18 protein-coding genes are annotated in these 19,475 nt (G+C 60.5%); 8 read left to right on the forward strand and 10 right to left on the reverse strand.

Annotated features, from left to right (window positions below; translation table 11 throughout):
• Window positions 1-24: 24 nt before the first annotated feature.
• Window positions 25-1,194 (reverse strand): putative lipid II flippase FtsW, encoded by a 1,170-nt coding sequence (ftsW, locus tag K529_RS09940; protein WP_005628759.1) that lies wholly within the window; start codon window positions 1,192-1,194, stop codon window positions 25-27.
• 223 nt (window positions 1,195-1,417) lie between these two features.
• Between ftsW and K529_RS09945 the strand changes: the two genes are divergently transcribed.
• Window positions 1,418-2,593, forward strand: a complete 1,176-nt coding sequence (locus K529_RS09945; RefSeq protein WP_005628756.1) for a BaiN/RdsA family NAD(P)/FAD-dependent oxidoreductase — start codon at window positions 1,418-1,420, stop codon at window positions 2,591-2,593.
• On the opposite strand, the gene murD is transcribed toward K529_RS09945, so the two are convergent.
• Both murD and lepA read right to left on the reverse strand, forming a co-directional pair.
• Window positions 2,590-4,008: a UDP-N-acetylmuramoyl-L-alanine--D-glutamate ligase gene (gene murD, locus K529_RS09950; RefSeq protein ID WP_005628753.1), complete on the reverse strand. Its 1,419-nt coding sequence runs from the start codon at window positions 4,006-4,008 to the stop codon at window positions 2,590-2,592. The two genes, K529_RS09945 and murD, sit on opposite strands and share 4 nt — an antisense overlap.
• A 203-nt stretch (window positions 4,009-4,211) precedes the next feature.
• Entirely contained in the window at window positions 4,212-6,011 is a 1,800-nt protein-coding gene (lepA, locus tag K529_RS09955) for a translation elongation factor 4 (RefSeq protein ID WP_005628750.1), read from the reverse strand.
• 202 nt (window positions 6,012-6,213) lie between these two features.
• On the opposite strand from lepA, the gene K529_RS09960 reads away from it, so the two are divergent.
• Window positions 6,214-6,534, forward strand: a complete 321-nt coding sequence (locus K529_RS09960) for a hypothetical protein (RefSeq protein ID WP_005628747.1) — start codon at window positions 6,214-6,216, stop codon at window positions 6,532-6,534.
• 268 nt (window positions 6,535-6,802) lie between these two features.
• Complete coding sequence (locus K529_RS09965) at window positions 6,803-7,768, forward strand: LysR family transcriptional regulator (protein WP_040642822.1); 966 nt, start codon at window positions 6,803-6,805, stop codon at window positions 7,766-7,768.
• A 27-nt stretch (window positions 7,769-7,795) separates the two neighbouring features.
• Here the strand turns inward: K529_RS09965 and K529_RS09970 are convergent, their stop codons facing one another.
• A complete protein-coding gene (locus K529_RS09970) occupies window positions 7,796-8,233 on the reverse strand; it encodes a low molecular weight protein-tyrosine-phosphatase (RefSeq protein WP_040642820.1) in 438 nt (145 codons plus the stop codon).
• 114 nt (window positions 8,234-8,347) lie between these two features.
• Here K529_RS09970 and K529_RS09975 point away from each other — a divergent pair, with 114 nt between their 5' ends.
• Complete coding sequence (locus K529_RS09975; RefSeq protein ID WP_005628740.1) at window positions 8,348-9,049, forward strand: NAD-dependent deacylase; 702 nt, start codon at window positions 8,348-8,350, stop codon at window positions 9,047-9,049.
• A gap of 63 nt (window positions 9,050-9,112) precedes the next feature.
• On the opposite strand, the gene K529_RS09980 is transcribed toward K529_RS09975, so the two are convergent.
• From K529_RS09980 to meaB, 4 genes are all read right to left on the reverse strand, one after another.
• A complete protein-coding gene (locus K529_RS09980; RefSeq protein ID WP_005628738.1) occupies window positions 9,113-9,613 on the reverse strand; it encodes a copper chaperone PCu(A)C in 501 nt (166 codons plus the stop codon).
• A 78-nt stretch (window positions 9,614-9,691) separates the two neighbouring features.
• Complete coding sequence (locus K529_RS09985) at window positions 9,692-10,036, reverse strand: hypothetical protein (protein WP_227511849.1); 345 nt, start codon at window positions 10,034-10,036, stop codon at window positions 9,692-9,694.
• Between the two features lie 168 nt (window positions 10,037-10,204).
• Entirely contained in the window at window positions 10,205-10,495 is a 291-nt protein-coding gene (rpmB, locus tag K529_RS09990; RefSeq protein ID WP_005661592.1) for a 50S ribosomal protein L28, read from the reverse strand.
• Window positions 10,496-10,797: 302 nt separating this feature from the next.
• Window positions 10,798-11,799: a methylmalonyl Co-A mutase-associated GTPase MeaB gene (gene meaB / locus K529_RS09995; RefSeq protein WP_005661590.1), complete on the reverse strand. Its 1,002-nt coding sequence runs from the start codon at window positions 11,797-11,799 to the stop codon at window positions 10,798-10,800.
• Window positions 11,800-11,923: 124 nt separating this feature from the next.
• Between meaB and K529_RS10000 the strand changes: the two genes are divergently transcribed.
• The 4 genes from K529_RS10000 (at window position 11,924) to K529_RS10015 (ending at window position 17,406) form a co-directional block, all read left to right on the forward strand.
• Window positions 11,924-12,673, forward strand: a complete 750-nt coding sequence (locus K529_RS10000; protein WP_046002632.1) for a DUF3108 domain-containing protein — start codon at window positions 11,924-11,926, stop codon at window positions 12,671-12,673.
• A 26-nt stretch (window positions 12,674-12,699) separates the two neighbouring features.
• Window positions 12,700-15,195: an ATP-dependent helicase HrpB gene (hrpB, locus tag K529_RS10005; RefSeq protein WP_046002631.1), complete on the forward strand. Its 2,496-nt coding sequence runs from the start codon at window positions 12,700-12,702 to the stop codon at window positions 15,193-15,195.
• Window positions 15,196-15,338: 143 nt separating this feature from the next.
• On the forward strand, window positions 15,339-15,806 hold the full coding sequence (locus K529_RS10010; RefSeq protein WP_005662206.1) for an NUDIX hydrolase: 468 nt from the start codon (window positions 15,339-15,341) through the stop codon (window positions 15,804-15,806).
• Between the two features lie 109 nt (window positions 15,807-15,915).
• On the forward strand, window positions 15,916-17,406 hold the full coding sequence (locus K529_RS10015) for an inorganic phosphate transporter (protein ID WP_046002630.1): 1,491 nt from the start codon (window positions 15,916-15,918) through the stop codon (window positions 17,404-17,406).
• Here the strand turns inward: K529_RS10015 and K529_RS10020 are convergent, their stop codons facing one another.
• A complete protein-coding gene (locus K529_RS10020; protein WP_005630509.1) occupies window positions 17,407-18,351 on the reverse strand; it encodes a hypothetical protein in 945 nt (314 codons plus the stop codon). It lies immediately after the preceding gene.
• A 175-nt stretch (window positions 18,352-18,526) separates the two neighbouring features.
• Window positions 18,527-19,453 (reverse strand): ornithine carbamoyltransferase, encoded by a 927-nt coding sequence (gene argF, locus K529_RS10025; protein ID WP_005630508.1) that lies wholly within the window; start codon window positions 19,451-19,453, stop codon window positions 18,527-18,529.
• Window positions 19,454-19,475 lie beyond the last annotated feature (22 nt).

A 19,475-nucleotide genomic window follows, 5' to 3' on the forward strand; every position in this document is an offset into this window, starting at 1 on the left:
TATCCGTTGACCGGCCCACCTCTCTTATCCGCGCCCACGTCCGCGCAAGGCGTCCGCGATTTCGCCCTGAGGTCGGGACCGGGTGAAGGCTAGGAGCATACCCATTGCGATGCCGCCTGCAATCAGGGAGGAGCCGCCATAGCTTACGAACGGCAAAGTCATGCCTTTCGCGGGCAGAAGACGCACCGCAACGCCCATGTTGATCATCGCCTGAACGCCGAATGTGCAGGCCAGCCCCGCCCCGGCGAGGCGGATGAATGTGTCCCGCTCGCGCATCAAGCGGAACAGCGAGCGGACAACGATCATCGCGTAGAGGAAGATGATGATGGAGACGAGCACCAGACCGTACTCCTCGGCCGCGACGGCAATGATGAAATCGGTATGCGCATCCGGCAGTGACCACTTCACCTGTCCTTCGCCGACGCCGACACCAAACAGACCACCCTCACGGATCGCATTGGTGGCATAACCAAGCTGCGTGGTCGGGTCGAGGTCCGGGCTCAGAAAGCCATCGATGCGGCGGGCAAAGTGTTCGGAGTTGGAATAGGCAACGACGCCGCCAAAGATCACCACGCCTGCCATGCCCACCAACAGCAGCATCGGCGCGCCGGCGACGAAATACATCACGCCCCAGCCAAAGAGGATTAGACAGGCCTGACCGAAGTCGGGTTGCAGCACCAGAAGCATCACAACTGCCATGCAAAGCCCAAAGGACAGCAGCGTCCCCGGAGGGCCATAAATCTGCTGGCTGGCGGCGATCATCCAGGCGGCAAGCACGATGAAACCGGGCTTTAGAAACTCCGACGGTTGCAGCGACGCAAAGCCAAGGCTGTACCAGCGCACCGCCCCTTTGCCAAAATCGGTGCCGAAGATGGGCAAGAGCGCCATCGCCACGAAAGCAAAGATAAAACCGATCACCGCCAACCGGCGCACCAGCGTCGGCGACATCATCGAGGTCAGCATCATCGCCACCAATGCGCTACAGCCAAAAAAGGCCTGACGCTGCACATAGTGAAAATTGTCCAGACCGTTGCGCGCCGCCAGCGGAACCGACGCCGCCAGCCCCAGAAGCAGGCCAACAATGAACAGGGACACGATGAAAGTCGTCGTCCACTTGTCCAGTGTCCGCCACCATTTCGGGAGGATCGGCTCCCCCTCTTGCGCGGGAAGCGCGCCATAGACCATCTCAGTCATGGGTTCACTGCCTTGATTGGGCCCATAGGTGCAGGGCCTGTTTCGCCTCGATGTGTCCCGTTTTTGGGACTTATTGGCTAAAGTGTAACCCGATTGCGCCGATCAGGCCAGCATCTTCCGGGCATCCAGCCGGGGAAAATGACATCATTCCGCCCCGCAGTGGTCACATTTGCTTTTGCAGCTGCGACTTGCGTGGTGCGCGCTTTCATGGTCGATGCGGCCCATGCGGATAAAAACCTTGATTCTCGGCGCTGGCGCAGCTGGCATGATGTGCGCAGCGCGCGCAGGGGGCGACTGCCTCGTGGTGGACCATGCCAAGGCACCGGGCGAAAAGATCCGCATCTCTGGCGGCGGGCGCTGCAACTTTACGAATATGTATGCAGCGCCGGAAAACTACCTCTCGCAGAATCCGCATTTCTGCAAATCGGCGATGGCGCGCTACACCCAATGGGATTTCATCGAGCTGGTCACCCGCCATGGCATCGCATGGCACGAGAAAACCCTTGGCCAGCTGTTTTGTGACGACTCCGCCCGACAGATCGTTGCGATGCTGGTCAAAGAGCTGCGCGATGCGGGCGCCGATCTGTGGTTGCAAACCTCGGTGGTCGATGTGTCTCATGGCAGCGCCGGTTTCACCGTGCGGCTGGAACGCGAAGGCAAACCCGTGACGGTCACCGCGCAAAACCTCGTGCTGGCGACGGGGGGCAAATCGATCCCCAAAATGGGTGCAACTGGGCTTGCCTATGAGATCGCCACGCAGTTCGGCCTTCATGTTCTGGACACACGCCCGGGCCTTGTGCCCTTCACCTTTGGGGCGGATCGGTTCAAACCCCTTGCGGGCGTGTCGGTCTCTGCGCGCATTTCCAATGCCGAGGCCAGTTTTGATGAGGCCCTGCTGTTCACGCACCGTGGACTTTCTGGCCCTGCGGTCCTGCAAATCTCCAGCTATTGGCGCGAGGGCGAGGAGATCGCGGTGCACCTCTTGCCGGAGGTGGATCTCTTTGTGGCCCTGCGCGAGCAACGCCAACAGAGCGGACGCAAGGATCTGACCACAGAACTTGCCCGCCACCTACCCGCACGGCTGGTAGAGGATCTGGCGGCAGATGGCAGCCTTAAGGGGCGATTGGCCGATCAGTCCGACGCAGCGCTTCAGGCGCTGTGCGACCGGCTGAAAGACTGGCGATTAAAACCCACGGGCACCGAAGGTTACCGCACCGCCGAGGTCACATTGGGCGGCATCGACACCGATGCGCTGTCGTCGCGTAGCATGGAGGCCAAGGCGGTGCCCGGCCTTTATGCTATTGGCGAAGCAGTGGATGTGACCGGCTGGCTTGGCGGTTACAACTTCCAATGGGCATGGGCGTCAGGCCACGCCGCAGGAACCGCTATCCGGGGTTAATCGTTGGGGCCCTGGCCGTTCAGACGCGCTGTGACCTCTGCGATAAAATCCTCGCCGCGTTTTTCAAAGCTATCGTATTGATCAAAGCTCGCCGCCGCAGGAGCCAAGAGCACAGTCTCCCCCTCACCTGCATCGGCCATCGCATGTTCAACCGCCGCTGCCATAGTGGTACAGACCTCCGCATCGACGTTGAGCTGCATGGCAAATTGCGCCGCTTCGCGACCGATCACATAGGCCTTGAGAACCTCACCTGTCGCACCCTTCAGCGCCTCAAGCCCGCCTTCTTTTTCAAGACCGCCGCAGATCCAACGGATCTTTTTGAATGCGCTCAGCGCCTTGGCCGCGCTGTCCACATTGGTGGCCTTGCTGTCATTCACATAAGACACCCCATTCACCTGCGCGACACGCTGACTGCGGTGTGGCAGGCCCGGGTAGGTCTTCATCGCAGCCTCAATCACCCGCGGCGCAAGACCAAGGGTGCGCGCCGCCGCATAGGCCGCGCAGGCGTTTTGGTGGTTATGCGCACCGGGCAGGCCGGGAATGTCGCGCAGATCAATTGATCCCGCCTGCCGACCCTTGCGGTACTCCGACAGGAACCCTTTGCGGGCGAATACGCTCCACCCCGCGTTGCCAGAGAGTTTTTGCTCCGATGAGACGCGGATCACCCGGTCGTCACCATTGCCCTCACTCATCTGCCCCGCAAGGAACAGGCCTTCATCCTCGTCGATGCCAATGACCGCGCGGTCAGGGCCACCTTCGGCAAACAGACGTCGTTTGGCGGCGAAATAGCCCCCCATGCCTGCGTGGCGGTCCAGATGATCCGGGGTGAGATTGGTGAAAACAGCCACATCCGGGGTGAGCGCACGCGCCAGATCCGTCTGATAAGATGAGAGCTCCAGCACCACGACACCGCCGTCCACGGGTGGGTCGATGTCCAGCACCCCGCGCCCGATATTGCCCGCCATCTGACTGTTGCGCCCGACATGTTCAAGAATGTGGTGCAACAGCGCCACCGTGGTTGATTTCCCGTTGGAGCCAGTCACCGCGATCACTTTTGGCGGTGTGTCGAACTCATCCCATTCCGACGTCGCCACTGAGCGGAAGAACAGGCCAATGTCATTGTCCACCGGGACACCCGCGCTCAATGCCGCACGCACCACCGGGTTCGGTTTGGGATAGAGGTGCGGGATACCGGGTGACACGATCAGGGCTGAGATGCCTTCGAATGCGCCCTGCTTGGTCAACTCGCGGCAGGTGAACCCCTCCGCTTCGGCGTTTTCGCGCGCGGCAGGGTTGTCATCCCAGCAGATCGCCTCGGCCCCGCCCTCGCGCAACGCACGCGCAGTGGCAAGCCCCGAACGCCCCAACCCCAGCACTGCCACGTTTTGTCCTGTGACGCCTTTGACCGGGATCATGCTTCACCTCATTTATAGTGGTTCAAATCGGCGCGACATTGCACCTGAGCGGGGCCAGAATGCAAGCGCAGACAACATGTGGCAGGAACCACCTCCCCACACAGGTCGACGACAAGTCGATCCGGTGTTCCGGCGCAGGGTTCCCCCCTCACCCAAGCAGGCGCGCAACGAAAAAGGCCTCCCGCTGAGGGAGGCCTTGAGGATCAATCGTCCATCTTCAGTGCAGAGATAAACGCCTCCTGCGGGATATCGACACGACCAAATTGGCGCATCTTTTTCTTACCGGCTTTTTGCTTGTCCAAGAGCTTGCGCTTCCGGGTGGCATCGCCGCCGTAGCATTTCGCGGTCACGTCCTTGCGCATTGCGGAAAGGGTCTCGCGGGCGATGACCTTGCCGCCGATGGCTGCCTGAATCGGGATCTTGAACATGTGGCGCGGGATCAGCTCCTTGAGCTTTTCGCACATCGCACGCCCCCGCGCTTCGGCGCGGTCGCGGTGTACCATCATCGACAGCGCATCCACAGGCTCATCGTTCACCAGCACCGACATTTTGACCAAATTATCGATACGGTAGCCGAGCATCTGATAGTCAAAAGAGGCATAGCCCTTGGTCACCGACTTCAACCGGTCATAGAAATCAAAGACCACTTCGTTCAGCGGCAGATCATAAACGACCATGGCGCGCGACCCCGCGTAGGAGAGGTCTTCTTGAATGCCACGGCGATCCTGACAGAGTTTCAACACATCACCGAGATATTCGTCCGGCACCAGAATGGTCGCTTTGATGCGCGGCTCTTCGACGTGATCCACTGTGGACAGATCGGGCATGTCGGCAGGGTTGTGCAGTTCGGACATCACACCGTCTTTGCCAAAGACGTGATAAACCACGGAGGGCGCGGTTGTGATCAGTTCGATATTGTATTCGCGCTCGATCCGGTCGCGGATCACCTCAAGGTGCAAGAGCCCCAGGAAGCCGCAGCGGAAGCCAAAGCCCAGTGCCGCAGAGGTTTCCATCTCGTAAGAGAAAGACGCATCATTGAGCGCAAGTTTCTCAATCGCGTTGCGCAGGTCTTCGAATTCGGAACTGTCCACCGGGAACAGACCACAGAACACCACCGGCACCGAGGGTTTAAAGCCCGGCAGCGCGACCTCGGCACCCTTTTTATCATGGGTGATGGTATCGCCCACCTTGGTATCGCGCACCTGCTTGATCGAGGCGGTGATAAAGCCGATTTCGCCGGGGCCAAGCTCATCAACAGTCTGCATGGCAGGGCGGAACACACCGATACGCTCAACACCATAGCGGGCGTTGGTCTGCATCATCCTGATTTGGTCACCCTTTTTCAGAACGCCATCCATGATGCGCACCAGCACGATGACGCCGAGGTAGGCATCATACCAGCTATCCACCAGCATCGCCTTCAGAGGGGCGTCGCGCTCCCCTTTTGGTGCGGGCAGGCGCTTCACGATTGCTTCAAGGGTTTCCTTGATGCCAATGCCGGTTTTGGCTGACACCTGAATGGCATCTGTCGCATCAATGCCGATCACATCCTCGATTTGCTCGGCGACGCGATCACAATCAGCGGCGGGCAGGTCGATCTTGTTGAGAACCGGTACGATCTCATGATCTGCGTCGATTGCCTGATAGACATTCGCCAGTGTTTGCGCCTCAACCCCTTGGGTCGAGTCGACCACCAGCAGAGAACCTTCAACCGCGCGCATGGAGCGGGAGACCTCATAGGCGAAGTCGACGTGACCGGGGGTGTCGATCAGGTTCAACACATAGCGTTCACCGTCGTCGGCCTCGTAATCGATGCGGACGGTGTTCGCCTTAATGGTGATGCCCCGCTCGCGCTCGATGTCCATGGCGTCGAGCAGCTGCTCTTTCATGTCACGATCCTGCACCGTCCCCGTCGATTGGATGAGGCGGTCAGCAAGCGTGGACTTGCCGTGGTCGATATGAGCGACGATGGAGAAATTGCGGATTTTCGAGAGCTCTGTCATGACAAGCGCATATGATTGGGATTTTGCGTTTGGTCAAGGTGGATCGTGCGCTTGTGCGCCGGTGAAATGCACGCAGATGCGACCTGTTGCCGCCTACGAGATCCCAAGCAGCCAAACTCCGCTGTCTCCCCATTGAAATCTCCCGTTGAGATGTGGAATAGGTAGTCAAATTTCTCGTATTCCCAACTGTGCCAACCGGAGAATGATGATCGTGTTCCGACTGACCCTCGCCGCCTGCCTATGCGTTACCTCCACCCTCTTTGTCGCACCGTCAGCTGAAGCCGGGGCGATTGAGCGTGCATGCCGCAATTCAAACAGAAGCGCTGCCGAGGCAAACCTGTGCCGTTGCATCCAGCAGGTCGCCGAAGGCCGATTGACCAAATCCGAACAGCGCACCGTCTCCAAATGGTTTGCTGATCCCCACCGGGCACAAGAAGTGCGCCAATCAGCACGCAGCAGCGATGCTCGCCTGTGGAAGAAATACAAAGTTTTTGGAAGTGACGCCGAGCGCATCTGCGGTTAATGCTGCGTTTACCGTCAACTTTGATCTTTGATGGAAAAATGGTTAATTGGCGTTGCCCGTGACCATTTTTCTTTCAAAAACGTGAAACTTCCTATAAATCATCCGAATTGATAACTTTTTCCTTTTCAAACTAATAAAATAAAAATAGAAACATTGAAGATTGTTTCGCATGCAGGGAAATCCTGTGATGTGTAGTGTTCAGACGCTCCCCCGGCAGAAGCATCGCGTGACGGAGTTTGAATGAAATTGGACTTTTGGGAGCCAACCTATGCTTATGAAAGGCGTTACTCTCCGAGGGCTAGAAGTTTTTGAAGCTTTGGCCAAGTCGGGTTCTGTTGCGCAGGCTGCCGACATTACTGGTCTTAGTCAGCCAGCGGTCAGCCAGCAGCTTCGCAACCTCGAAAAAGCCCTTGGCTCCGATCTCGTAGATCACGGTCGTCGCCCTATGGTTCTGACTTCGGCCGGGCGCAGCTTCCTGTCCCGCACTCAGGCGGTTTTGAGCGAATTACGACTGGCCCAGAGCGAGCTTACGGTGATGGATCTTTCACATCTGCCCGCGCTTTCCATGGGGCTGATTGATGACTTCGACAATGATCTGACACCGCGCCTTGCAACCATTTTGGCCGATAGCCTGACCCAATGCCGCTTCAAGATGGTCACCGCGTCCAGCCATGACATCTATAAGGCCATGGCAGAAAAAGAACTGCATATCGGCGTCGCCGCTTCCACCGGAGAGCTGCGTTCCGATATGAACGAATATCCGCTGATCGAAGATCCGTTCATCCTTGTTGCACCGCGCGGACGCGTCACCGACCCGGATGACGTTGGAAATCAACTGAATCACCTGCCTTTGTTGCGCTATGCCCGTGATCAATTGATCTCCCAGCAGATCGAATCTCATCTGACCCGCCACAAGATGGAGTTTGATGACCGTTTCGAAATTGGCTCTCATCTTGCGCTGATGGCAATGGTTGCACGCCGCATCGGTTGGGCGATCACCACGCCGCTGGGTTACATGCGTGCCGCGCGTTTCCACGAAGAGATCGACGCATTCGCCCTGCCCTTCGCAGGCTTTTCACGTCGCATTTCTCTGTTTGCGCAGTCGGATTGGCCGGACACGGTTCCGCTCGAAGTTGCCGGCACTGTGCGTCGCCTTACCCAAAGCCAGATCATCGCACCCGCAATCAACCGCCTGCCATGGCTGGCCGGGCAATTGCGCGTGCTTGAGAGCTAAGGTTTACCGACGCCCCCCCAATCACCGTTACGAGATCTTGCGCTGCAATCCAATTGCAGCGCTTTCTAATAGGTCGAGGCAGCCGTCGAAGTCGCGGGAGTAATAGGGGTCAGGCACCTCATCTGCAGTCCCCTCCGCAGCAAAGGGAGCAAACAGCTCGACCGGGGTGGTATTTCCGGCTGGGCGCAAGCTCTCCACGTTGCGCCGGTTTTCTTTATCCATCACGACGATCAAATCAAAGTTTCGAAAATCACTCGTGGTGAATTGTCGTGCCCGCAAATCGCTCATATCAATTCCACGCGCGCCTGCTGCGGTCGCCATAGGCGCGTATGGCGGCTCTCCCACGTGGAAATCCGAGGTGCCAGCACTATCCGTTCGTATATGAGGGCATCTTTCTCGAAAAAGCGCCTCCGCAGCGGGCGATCGGCAAATATTACCAAGACAGACAAACAATACGCTTTTCACGGAAGATCCCTTTTAGATTTGAAATGCTGAAATTAAGTATTTTCGGCACCTGCCCGACTATGCCAGTTTATCAACACAGCGACCATGAATAAACCGCGACACAAAGGGCGTGACATGAGCAAGATTGTGATCCTCACCGGTGCCGGGATTTCAGCAGAAAGCGGGCTCGGCACATTTCGCGACGAGGGCGGGTTATGGTCCCAGCACCGGATCGAAGATGTAGCAACACCTGAGGGTTTTGCCCGCGACCCCGAGCTGGTGCATCGCTTTTACTCCGCACGCCGCCAACAGGCCGCAGAAGCCCAGCCGAACGCGGCCCATCTCGCCCTCGCGCAGCTCGAACAACACTGGGCGGGAGAGGTCGTCATCGTGACGCAAAACGTGGACGGGCTGCATGAAGCAGCAGGTGCGCGCAATGTGCTCCACATGCACGGCACATTAGGAGGCGCTCTCTGTGCTGCCTGCGCGCATCAATGGCAGGCCCCTATGGAAATGACACTGGCGACAACATGCCCCGCCTGTGGCGCTCAACAGGCGCGCCCCGATGTGGTCTGGTTCGGTGAAATTCCCTATCACATGGAAGAGATCATCTCTCATCTGGAAGAGGCCGATCTGTTCGCGTCGATTGGGACTTCTGGGCAGGTCTACCCGGCCGCGTCCTTTGTGCAGGAAGCGGCAGCCAATGGCGCTGATACGGTCGAGCTGAATCTGGAACCCTCGGAGATCAGCCGGGCCTTTGGAGAGCGTCATTTTGGCCCTGCAACAGAGATTGTGCCAAAATGGGTTGAAGGCCTGCTGACGGGCAGCAACGCATAAAAAAGCCCCGACATATGCCGGGGCTTTGCGTTCATCTGCCTGCGGTCAAAGACCTGCAGACGATCAGTTGGAATGCTCGCTGTGGTCGCCGTGATTATCGTGGCCCGCATGCCCTTCTGTCGGCTGACGGTCCATATCCACCTCGATCTGAACCGGGACCTCTCCGGCTTTTTCAAACACCAAGGCGACGTCGATTTTATCGCCATCCTTGAGTTCACGGTTGAGGCCCATGAACATGATGTGATCGCCACCCCGCTGGAACATATGCGTCCCACCTGCCGGAATCGCAAAGCCCTCTTCTACAGGCATCATCTTCATAACGCCGTTGGCGTCTTCTTTGCTGGTGTGCAACTCCACCCGCTTGGCCACGTCAGAGCGCGCTTCCACAAGGCGGTCATCGGTGTCGCCCTGATTGAGGACCTCCATGAAGGCCCCGCCCGACATTTTATTGCTGGACCGCGCATAGGCGTCCTGCACGACCATTTCCGCCGCAGCGGTGCCCGCAAGAGCGAGAGTTGCAATCGCGGAAAATGCTGCCGAGCGGCTGAGAGATTTAAAGGACATCTTTTGTCTCCTTGAGAATTTGACTGTTGGCTTCGGGCACATGCGTGCAACCGGCCTGACGTAAAGTTTGGGAACAGGTCAGACCAACGGTGGCGCGCGCGCACGGGCCGTGCGCTCCGTTGCAACATCGCTCTGCGCGCGCGAGGGCAGTCGATGCGCTTGCCGCATCACGGCAGCGGGCGCGAGGAACACCATCGGGCTCTGAGCCAGATCAAGGATGTGATTGATGCAGTCCGGGCAGATATGCGGCGCGCCCGTCGGTTCGCCGTTCTCGTCGACATAGACAGTCACAGGCCCCGTGCCGGTGCACAGGATGACCTGCCCCGTCGCATCACGCGCAAAGCGGCTGGCAGCGGCGCTATGGCCGGTCAGCAACAATGCCGCCGCGAGCAGCAGGGCGGTATACCGTCTAAGCAATGTCATTGGCACAATCATATCTCAGGAAGACAGACATGCCACAAGCCCCGACCCTAAGCCGCGGGCAAAGAGTCGCGGAGATGAATCGTTGGCACCAAACGGAAAAGACCACCGAGATTCGCACTCGGTGGTCTTTTGAAATTCTTGGGCAGGATCAAGAAATCACGCAGCCTATCAGGCCTGCGCGGCTTGTGCCTTTGCGATTTCTTTTTTGACCTTCAGCGCCGCGTCAGACAGCTCTGCGTCTTTTGCTTTGGCAAGGAAGGCGTCCAGACCACCACGGTGATCAACCGAACGCAGCGCTGCAGCAGAGATGCGCAGCTTCACACCGCGGCCGAGAGTCTCGGACTGCAGGGTGACGTCGTTCAGGTTCGGCAAGAAACGACGCTTGGTTTTGTTGTTGGCGTGGCTGACATTGTTGCCAGTCATCGGGCCTTTTCCGGTCAGTTCGCAACGGCGCGACATGGTGTTATCCTTCGTATCTGCGGCGTCCCGACCCGAGTACAGCCTGCCCGGCCTTTTGGAATCAGTCGCCAAATTACAAGGGCGCTGCCATTGGCTGCGCCCGAAAACTGGTTGGATGCGTTTAGGAGGAATCGCGAAGATGGTCAAGCCATATGCGACGCTTTTATGGCAGACCAGCCGACATTCCCGCGCCATCCCCTCCAGCGCTGGCGGGCTTTTACAATTTCGAGGCCAAGATGCAAGCGTGTGCACGCCATATTAGGCCGTGAACACCCTCAACCGTCGCACCTGAGTCGCAGGTCCTAGCCCACGCGCGACGGGTCAAGGTCCGCGACACCCAAACCCGTCAACAGATCGCGCGCAGCCTCTTGTGGGGTTTGCGCGCCCTCAGCCACCTTTTTCGACAGTTCCGTCATGCGCGTCTTTGCCCAAGAGGTCTGAAGCCGCGCCAAAAGCGCCTGTCGCACCTCTTCAGAAAACCAATACTGCGCTTGCTGCGCCCGGTTTTGGTCCCAAAACCCGTTTTCGCGCCGCCACCCGGCCAGCGCCTGCACCTCTGCCCACGCCTTATCCAACCCGGCGGCCTCGATTGCAGAGACGGTCAACGCCTTGGGAAAACCATCCGGATCTTGCGGACGTTTGCGCAAAAGCCGCAGCGCCCCGGCATAATCGGCGCAGGTGCGAGTCGCCGTCGCTTTCAGATCGCCATCGGCCTTGTTGATCAGAATCATATCGGCGATCTCCATGATGCCGCGCTTCACGCCCTGAAGCTCATCGCCACCTGCCGGGGCCAGCAACAACAGGAACAGATCGGACAGTTCCGACACAACGGTTTCCGACTGCCCCACCCCCACGGTTTCGATCAACACCACGTCAAACCCCGCCGCCTCGCATAACGCTACCGCATCGCGGGTGCGGCGTGCGACGCCGCCAAGGTGGCTCTGGCTGGGACTGGGGCGAATGAACGCCGCGCGCTCACGGCTGAGCCGCTCCATCCGGGTTTTATCCCCCAGAATTGATCCACCGGACCGCGCCGAGCTGGGATCAACCGCCAGCACCGCAACCCGCAGCCCCTGCCCGATGAGCATCATGCCAAAGGCCTCGATAAAGGTGGATTTACCCACCCCGGGCGTTCCTGACAGACCGATCCTAAGTGCCTGACGGTCGCTTTTGGCCAGCCGCGACAGCAAGTCATCCGCCTGCGCACGGTGATCCGGACGCGCACTTTCCACCAATGTGATGGCGCGGGCCAAGGCCCGACGGTCCGCGTTTAAGATCCTGTCACTCAGCTGTGCGATGTCCATGGCGCGCCTCTCGTCCTTGCCGCGCATTGATGGCGCAGCCGGGGCGCGCTTGTCCAGTGGCCCTGCCGCAAAACCTCAATGCCGCTTTGAAACATACGCTTGATATTGGAAAGGAATTGCCTTGATGCGCCGTTACCTTGTCCTCAGAGGGGTTATCCTGCTCGCGGCCTTCATATCGCCCATGGTTGTATTCGCGAATGACCCCAGCACGCGCGATCAGCAGCACTATGTTGTGCGGGGCCTCGGCGTCAAACTTGGCACTTTCACTCTTGCCAGCCAGCGCAGCGGTGGCACCTATGGCGTGCGCAGTCGCTTTACCTCGACCGGTGCGGTGGCGCTATTGGCAAAGGTTCATTTCGAGATGCAGGCACGGGGGCGCTGGACCCCTGCAGGCCCTCGGCCCGCGTGGTTCCTGGAAAACGTCAACACCGGGCAGAGGCAATCGACGGCTCAACTCGATTATGCGAATGGCGTGCCCCGGGTCACCGGCGGGCGTCTTGGTGCCGACACCCCGCCTCTTCGCCCGGAGCATCAGCGCGACACGGTTGATCCGGCGACCGCCATTTTCCGCGCAGTGGCACCGCAAGCAGCAGATGATCTCTGCACTCTCGATCAGCCGATCTTTGATGGGGCACGACGCACGCGGCTGGTGCTGGGCCCGCCACGTCCAAAGGGGGCGGGGTTTGTCTGCCGGGGCACATTGCACCGCGAAGACGGCTACAGCACGCGAGAATTGGCGCGGGCAAAGTCCTTTGATCTCGAACTCAGCTACGAAGCCGGGCCGGATGGGCGTTTCCACATGTCCGCCGCCAAAGTCGCCACGGTTTTCGGCACTGTGACGTTGCAAGGTGGGCTTACGCAGGCTGGACGTTAAGCCCGCGATTGGCGATAAGCGCCGCCATGATAAGGCTCCCGATTGATGACGCGCTCCCCGACCTGATTGATGCTCTGCGCGCGCGGGGCCGCGCGGTGCTGCAAGCGCCCCCCGGCGCGGGCAAGACCACCAAGGTGCCGCTTGCGATCCTTGAGGCAGGCTTGACCACCGGGCGCATCCTGATGCTGGAGCCCCGCCGCCTCGCCGCCCGCACAGCGGCAGAGCGCATGGCGTCAACCCTGGGAGAAAGCCCCGGTCAGACCGTCGGCTACCGGGTGCGCGGCGAGGCCAAGGCCTCAAAATCCACCCGCATCGAGGTTGTCACCGAAGGCATCCTGACCCGGATGCTGCAATCGGACCCGGACTTGCCGGGCGTCGGCGCGGTGATCTTCGACGAATTTCACGAACGCTCCCTCAATGGCGATCTGGGGCTCGCCTTCTGTCTGGAGGTTGCAGGTGCCCTGCGCGACGACCTCTTGCTGCTGGCGATGTCCGCCACGCTGGATGCAGGCCCGGTGGCGGCCTTGATGGATGCGCCCATCGTGACCTCCGAGGGCCGCAGCTACCCGGTCGAAACCCGCTGGCTCGACAGCCCCCTGCCCGCCAAGGCACGCAAGCTGGACGCGCTGGTGGATCTGGTCGCCCGCGCGGAAGGGGAGACCCGCAAAACCGGCGGGGGCCTTTTGGTGTTCCTGCCCGGCGAGGGCGAAATCCGCCGCGCCGCCAGCGCGCTGGAGGCCCGTCTGCCCGGGAATTGCCAAATCCGTCCGCTGTTTGGCGCCCTCCCCTTTGCCGAACAACGCGCCGCCATCGCCCCCGTCTCCGAGGGGCGCAAGGTGGTGCTGGCGACCTCCATCGCCGAAACCTCCCTGACGATCGAGGACATCCGCGTCGTGGTGGATATGGGACAGGCCCGGCGCGCCCGGTTCGACCCCGGTGCTGGCATGTCGCGGCTGGTGACAGAACGCGTGACCCGCGCCGAAGCCACTCAGCGGCAGGGCCGCGCCGGTCGCGTGGCCGAGGGCACTTGCTATCGGCTCTGGTCCAAGGGCGAAGAGGGCGCGCTGATGGCCTACCCCCGGGCCGAGATCGAGGCCGCAGACCTCACCGGTCTGGCGCTGGAACTGGCGCTTTGGGGCGCGGAGCCTGCGGATCTGCCGTTGCTGACCCAGCCCCCTGCCGGTAGCCTGTCCGAGGCGCGTGCCCTGTTGCAGATGCTCGGCGCGCTGGATGGGCAGATGCGGATCACCGACCATGGCCGCGCGCTGGCCCGCCTGCCCCTGCACCCGCGTCTGGCGCATATGCTGGCAGTGGCGGGACCGGAGAGCGCCGCACTGGCGGCGCTGATGGCGGACCGCGACCCGTTGCGCGGCGCGCCGGTCGATCTGGCGCTGCGTCTTGAGGCCCTGCGGGATCTGCGCCGCTTCCGCGACCGCCGCCCCTATCAGGTCAAGACCCCCGCTCTGCAGGCGATCACCAGCGAGGCAAAGCGCCTGCGCCGGCAACGCGGCGGGCAGAGCGACGCTTCGACCAGCGCCGCGGGCAGACCCGCCGCCGCCGCCACATCAGAGCCGCTCTCTGCGGCGGCCATGGCCGCGCTGGCCTATCCGGATCGGGTGGCGCAGCGCCGCAAGGGCGATGACGCCCGCTATGTGCTCTCTGGTGGCAAGGGCGCGGTGCTGGAAAACTCCGACCCGCTGGCCGCGGCCTCCTACCTTGTTGTGACCGACAGCGACGGCAATCCGCGCGAGGCCAAGATCCGCCTTGCGGCGCAGATAACCCTGGCCGAAATCCGCGCGTTGTTTGCAGATCAGATCCACTGGCAGGATCTCTGCAGCTGGTCCAAACGCGACCGCCGCGTGGTGGCGCGCAAACAGGAACGCTTTGGCGCGCTGGTGCTGGACGACCGCATCTGGAAGGACGTCCCGCCCGAGGCCACCGCCACCGCCATGCTCGACGGTGTGCGTGACCTCGGCCTGCGCCTGTCGCCCGCCGCCGCGCGGCTTGCCACCCGTGTCGAACTGCTGCGCGCCGAAGGCCACGACCTGCCGGATTTCTCCGAGGCGGGCCTGATGGCAACTCTCGAGGACTGGCTGCTGCCCATGCTAACGGGCATGCGCACGGACGCTGATTGGAAGGGTTTTGACGCGCTCCCGGCCCTGCGCGCCGCGCTGACGTGGGAACAGACCCAGCTCCTTGACCGCGAGGTTCCGGGCAGTTTCGTGACACCGCTTGGGCGCAAGATCCCCATTGACTACGCCAGCGACACGCCGGGGATCGAGGTCCGCCTGCAGGAGATGTTCGGCGTCACCCGCCATCCCACCGTCGCGGGTGTGGCACTGAAGGTCACGCTCTTGTCGCCAGCCCGTCGCCCGATCCAGATCACCCGCGATCTGCCGGGATTCTGGTCCGGCTCCTACGCCGATGTGCGCAAGGACATGCGCGCGCAGTACCCCAAACACCCCTGGCCCGAAGATCCCACTCAAGCCGAAGCAACCCTGCGCGCCCGCCCGCGCAAGTGAATAGCCGATGCAACAATGATATAAGAGCAACGGTAGCGAAAGTTTAACACAAAGAAGTTGTACTCACCCCAGAACAAGACTATCTGCACTTCCTCGTTCAGCTAAAGAGTATAAGAACACGCCCAAAAGGCTTCGAGCATTCGATGCAACAGTTACTGCAGAAATTCTGGTCTCAGACCTTTCTTCCCATGCTGTCGCGCCCGCGCAGGCTGCAGGTTGCGGCGCTGTGCTTTCGCCGTACCGACACGGGGTGCGAGGTGTTGCTTGTAACAAGCCGAGATACAGGCCGCTGGGTCATCCCGAAGGGCTGGCCCATGGAAGGTAAATCCAGTGCAGAAAGTGCCGCACAGGAAGCCTGGGAAGAAGCAGGCGTGCGTCAGGGGCAGTTCGACGAGGCTCCGGTGGGGCGTTTTGAATATGACAAACGTCTCGATAACGGCACTGCGGAGCCTTTGGAGACTTTGGTCTATGCAATCGAGGTCGAAGATCTGCGCGATGATTTTCCAGAGGCTCATGAGCGCAAGCGCAACTGGGTGCCACCTCAAGAAGCCGCGCAAATGGTGCGCGAACCTCAGCTTCAAGACCTTCTGAACAGCTTCCGCCCCTCTTGAACTCGCTGTTACCCTTCGCCCTTATCCTCGCCCATAAGGCATCCGGTCAGTCTGCCGGACATGCCGGGCATCCCGTAGCCAATTGTCGTTTTGACGAAAGTTCCCTGTGATGGCGCGCCCTGATTGGAGATTGCTGGACAAAGATCTCGCCCGTCTCAACCAGATGGAGCGCACCACAGGCTATGTCGTGCGCCCGCTTTTGGGGCTCGGATTGGCGCTCGCATTCATGGCACTGGCCGGTGTCGAGGCCGCACTCGTGCTCGGCACATCGCCTACGACCATCATGGCCATGGTTGCGGCCGTGTTTGGTGCTTATCTGGCGCTCAACATCGGGGCCAATGACGTGGCCAACAACATGGGGCCTGCGGTTGGTGCCAAGGCGCTTCCGATGACCGCAGCCCTGATTGCCGCCGCCTTGGCCGAGGTCTCTGGCGCACTCCTTGGTGGCAGCGAAGTGGTCGCGACGGTGTCCAGCAAGCTGATCGACCCAGAGGCCATGAGCGCCCCACAAACCGTTGTGCAGGCGATGATGTCGGCCATGATTGCATCGGCGCTCTGGGTCAATCTGGCCACATGGATGGGCGCACCAGTTTCCACCACCCAGAGCATCATCGGCTCCATATTGGGCGCGACCACCGCAGCGGCGGGATTTGGCGCGGTAGATTGGTTCACCTTCAGTGGTATTGCGGCCAGCTGGATGCTCTCGCCGCTCATCGGTGCTGTGCTTGCAATGGCGCTTCTTGCTTTGATCCGCCAGCTGATCACCCAACAGGATGACAAAATGGCAGCAGCGCGGCGTTGGGTTCCGCTGTTGCTGGCCGGAATGGGGGGGGCTTTTGGTACGTTCTTTGTGCTGAAACTGCCCGAAAGCCTGTCGTCTGCAACGTCCAGCCAAGCGCTCTTGGCCGGGGTTGGTGTGGCGCTGCTATCGTTCCTCATCGCCCGACCGCTTATTCTGCATCGCGCTGCGCAGTTGGAGCATCAAAAAGGTGCAATCAAAGCGTTGTTCCGGCTGCCGCTGGTCATCGCGGCGGTGCTGATGTCTTTTGCTCACGGGGCCAATGATGTCGCCAATGCCATCAGCCCGCTGGCGACCATTGTACATGTCATGGGCCAACAGGAGGCAGGCACTCACCCGGCCGAAATCAATGCACTGACCTCGCTCCATGTCCCATTCTGGGTGCTGATCATCGGCGCTTTTGGGATGGCGATGGGGGTGCTGCTGTTTGGCCCTCGGTTGGTCAATATGGTGGGCAACCAAATCACCAAGCTCAATCCCATTCGCGCCTATTGCGTCTCTACCTCTGCAGCCCTCACGGTGATCGTGGCCAGCTGGCTTGGGCTGCCAGTCTCATCGACGCATGTGGCCGTCGGTGCGGTCTTTGGCGTGGGATTTTATCGCGAATATGCGGCCGCACATGCGCGCCGTGCTGGGCAAAAGGCGGAGCGGCCCGGCCTTCCACGCGAAGATCGCAGCCGCCGGCGCTTGGTGCGTCGCAGCCATGTCCTGACCATTCTGGCGGCATGGCTGATCACGGTTCCTTTATCCGCCGCGCTCTCGGCCGGCATTTATGCGTTGATGCATGTATTCTCGGTCTGATCAGCCGCCTCGCACATCTGCCTGAAGCAGAGAGGCGCTGATCGGCATCGCCATCCCGACGCGCGCGCCAAGAATTGACAAGTCTTGCAATAGCGACAGATCTGCCTCTTTCGCGGAGCCGCCTTGAACCATCGAAACCTCTGGCCATGCCAAGGTGTTCAATAGGCCACCCACTCGCAAGGCCCTGAGCCGCAAGGACAGCGGCAAGCCCCGCGCTGGTTTTGGGCGAATGCCCGTTTTTCGCAGCACAGCCAGCGCCTCTTCAAGCAGGTCGGCACACATGTTGCGCCACACGCGGTCCTGCAAGAGCGCGCGTGGCGCAATCCCTGCAAGGCTCGAGCACAGCGGCAGCAGCCTGGCCAATTTGCTCCCCCAAATCAAACCCGAAATATCAGACTGAGCTTTGACATCGAGACAGGGTACGCTCAAATCGCGAGCCCAAATGCCCGCTTCTTCCGCGACGCGCATTGGCCCTCCTGCCCCATGACGGTGCATCCAGAGTGCTTCATCTTGCGAGCCCTCGACATGTTGGTTCACAGACCATGGCGCAAGGCCCAAGACCATCTGCCCTCCAGTGGGGGTGGCCGGAGGTAGCACGCAATTTGCGGAGGTCGCAGAAGTGACGTTCAGCACCATGGTGCCCACAGGCGCGTTTGATGCGATTTCCGACCAGACTGTTACGGCTTTCAATTCGTCCAGATCCAGCAGAACCACAAGATCAGCACACCGCAGAGCGTCGCGCACCGGCAGACAGTCCAGCACATCCGGCCCGATCCGTGCATCTAGCCCGCTGGGATCGGTAAGGCGCAATCCGCCGCGTTCAAACTGTGCTTGGGTTTGTGGAGCCACACCCCATGTCACCCTATGCCCGGCCGCTGCCCAAAGCCCTGCGCAAAACCCCGCCAGAGCCGGAGCTCCCAGCACAACGATATGGCCCTCACTCACAACGGCACTCCCTTGCCGATCCACTAAGCGCCACTGTGTCAGACGTGGGCGGTCCTGACCAGATCTGACCCGGGGAACGCAACGCGCCGGGCCAAAGGCCCGGCGCTACGCCCAACGGGAGGAGCTGCATTTTAATGCGGCTGCGACGGGCGGGAGCGCTCCCGCCGTGGTCAGGTCAGACGCCCAGACACCAGCGCATCACGGCCTTTTGCGCGTGCAGCCGGTTTTCCGCCTCATCAAAGATCACGGACTGTGGACCGTCCATCACTGCAGAGGTCACTTCCTCTTCGCGGTGTGCGGGCAAGCAGTGCATAAACAGCGCATCCGGTTTTGCATGCGCCATCAACGCATCGTTCACCTGATAGGGGCGCAGCATGTTGTGACGCCGCTCTTTAGATGACTGGCTGTCGTGCATGGAGACCCAAGTGTCTGCCACCACTAGATCAGCACCCTCGACCGCCTTGGCCGCGTCGCGTTCAATGGTGATCTTAGATCCGGCCCTGCGGGCAAGGCCGATGAACTCATCCTCAGGATCCAGTTGCGAGGGGCCTGTAAAGGTCAGATCAAAGCCAAATTGTCCCGCTGCGTGAATGAATGAGGCGCAGACATTGTTGCCGTCACCGGTCCAGACAACTTTCTTGCCTTTGATCGGGCCACGATGTTCCTCATAGGTGAGGATATCGGCCATGATCTGACAAGGGTGCGTGCGGTCGGTAAGCCCGTTGATGACTGGCACATCCGCGTATTCCGCCATTTCTGTCAGCACTGTTTCATCAAAGGTCCGGATCATGATGAGATCGACGTAGCGCGACATGACACGCGCCGTATCGGCAATGGTCTCGCCATGCCCGAGTTGCATATCCTTGCCCGAAAGAACCATCGTCTCGCCACCCATCTGGCGCACACCTACGTCAAAGGACACCCGGGTCCGCGTCGATGGCTTTTCGAAGATCAGCGCCACCATGCGGCCAGCAAGCGGCTGGTCGTCATCGGGTGTGCCCTTGGGCCGGCCCTGACGCGCAGATTTCATCTGGCCTGCCTGATCAATGATTGTGCGCAGATCAGCCGGTGAGGTTTTATGGATATCGAGAAAATGGTTCATACTGTCGTCGCTTTCTGGAGAG

The organism is Tritonibacter mobilis F1926, from assembly GCF_000376545.2.
Taxonomy (GTDB): Bacteria; Pseudomonadota; Alphaproteobacteria; order Rhodobacterales; family Rhodobacteraceae; genus Epibacterium; species Epibacterium mobile.

Coding starts and splice junctions, on each gene's coding strand:
- K529_RS09980 (WP_005628738.1), bottom strand. CDS start 9,613: ATGTCCTTTAAATCTCTCAGCCGCTCGGCAGCATTTTCCGCGATTGCA.
- K529_RS10000 (WP_046002632.1), top strand. CDS start 11,924: ATGCGCCGTTACCTTGTCCTCAGAGGGGTTATCCTGCTCGCGGCCTTC.
- K529_RS10010 (WP_005662206.1), top strand. CDS start 15,339: ATGCAACAGTTACTGCAGAAATTCTGGTCTCAGACCTTTCTTCCCATG.
- K529_RS09985 (WP_227511849.1), bottom strand. CDS start 10,036: ATGACATTGCTTAGACGGTATACCGCCCTGCTGCTCGCGGCGGCATTG.
- hrpB (WP_046002631.1), top strand. CDS start 12,700: ATGATAAGGCTCCCGATTGATGACGCGCTCCCCGACCTGATTGATGCT.
- K529_RS09960 (WP_005628747.1), top strand. CDS start 6,214: ATGATGATCGTGTTCCGACTGACCCTCGCCGCCTGCCTATGCGTTACC.
- argF (WP_005630508.1), bottom strand. CDS start 19,453: ATGAACCATTTTCTCGATATCCATAAAACCTCACCGGCTGATCTGCGC.
- lepA (WP_005628750.1), bottom strand. CDS start 6,011: ATGACAGAGCTCTCGAAAATCCGCAATTTCTCCATCGTCGCTCATATC.
- murD (WP_005628753.1), bottom strand. CDS start 4,008: ATGATCCCGGTCAAAGGCGTCACAGGACAAAACGTGGCAGTGCTGGGG.
- K529_RS09965 (WP_040642822.1), top strand. CDS start 6,803: ATGCTTATGAAAGGCGTTACTCTCCGAGGGCTAGAAGTTTTTGAAGCT.
- K529_RS10015 (WP_046002630.1), top strand. CDS start 15,916: ATGGCGCGCCCTGATTGGAGATTGCTGGACAAAGATCTCGCCCGTCTC.
- rpmB (WP_005661592.1), bottom strand. CDS start 10,495: ATGTCGCGCCGTTGCGAACTGACCGGAAAAGGCCCGATGACTGGCAAC.
- K529_RS09945 (WP_005628756.1), top strand. CDS start 1,418: ATGCGGATAAAAACCTTGATTCTCGGCGCTGGCGCAGCTGGCATGATG.
- ftsW (WP_005628759.1), bottom strand. CDS start 1,194: ATGACTGAGATGGTCTATGGCGCGCTTCCCGCGCAAGAGGGGGAGCCG.
- K529_RS09975 (WP_005628740.1), top strand. CDS start 8,348: ATGAGCAAGATTGTGATCCTCACCGGTGCCGGGATTTCAGCAGAAAGC.
- meaB (WP_005661590.1), bottom strand. CDS start 11,799: ATGGACATCGCACAGCTGAGTGACAGGATCTTAAACGCGGACCGTCGG.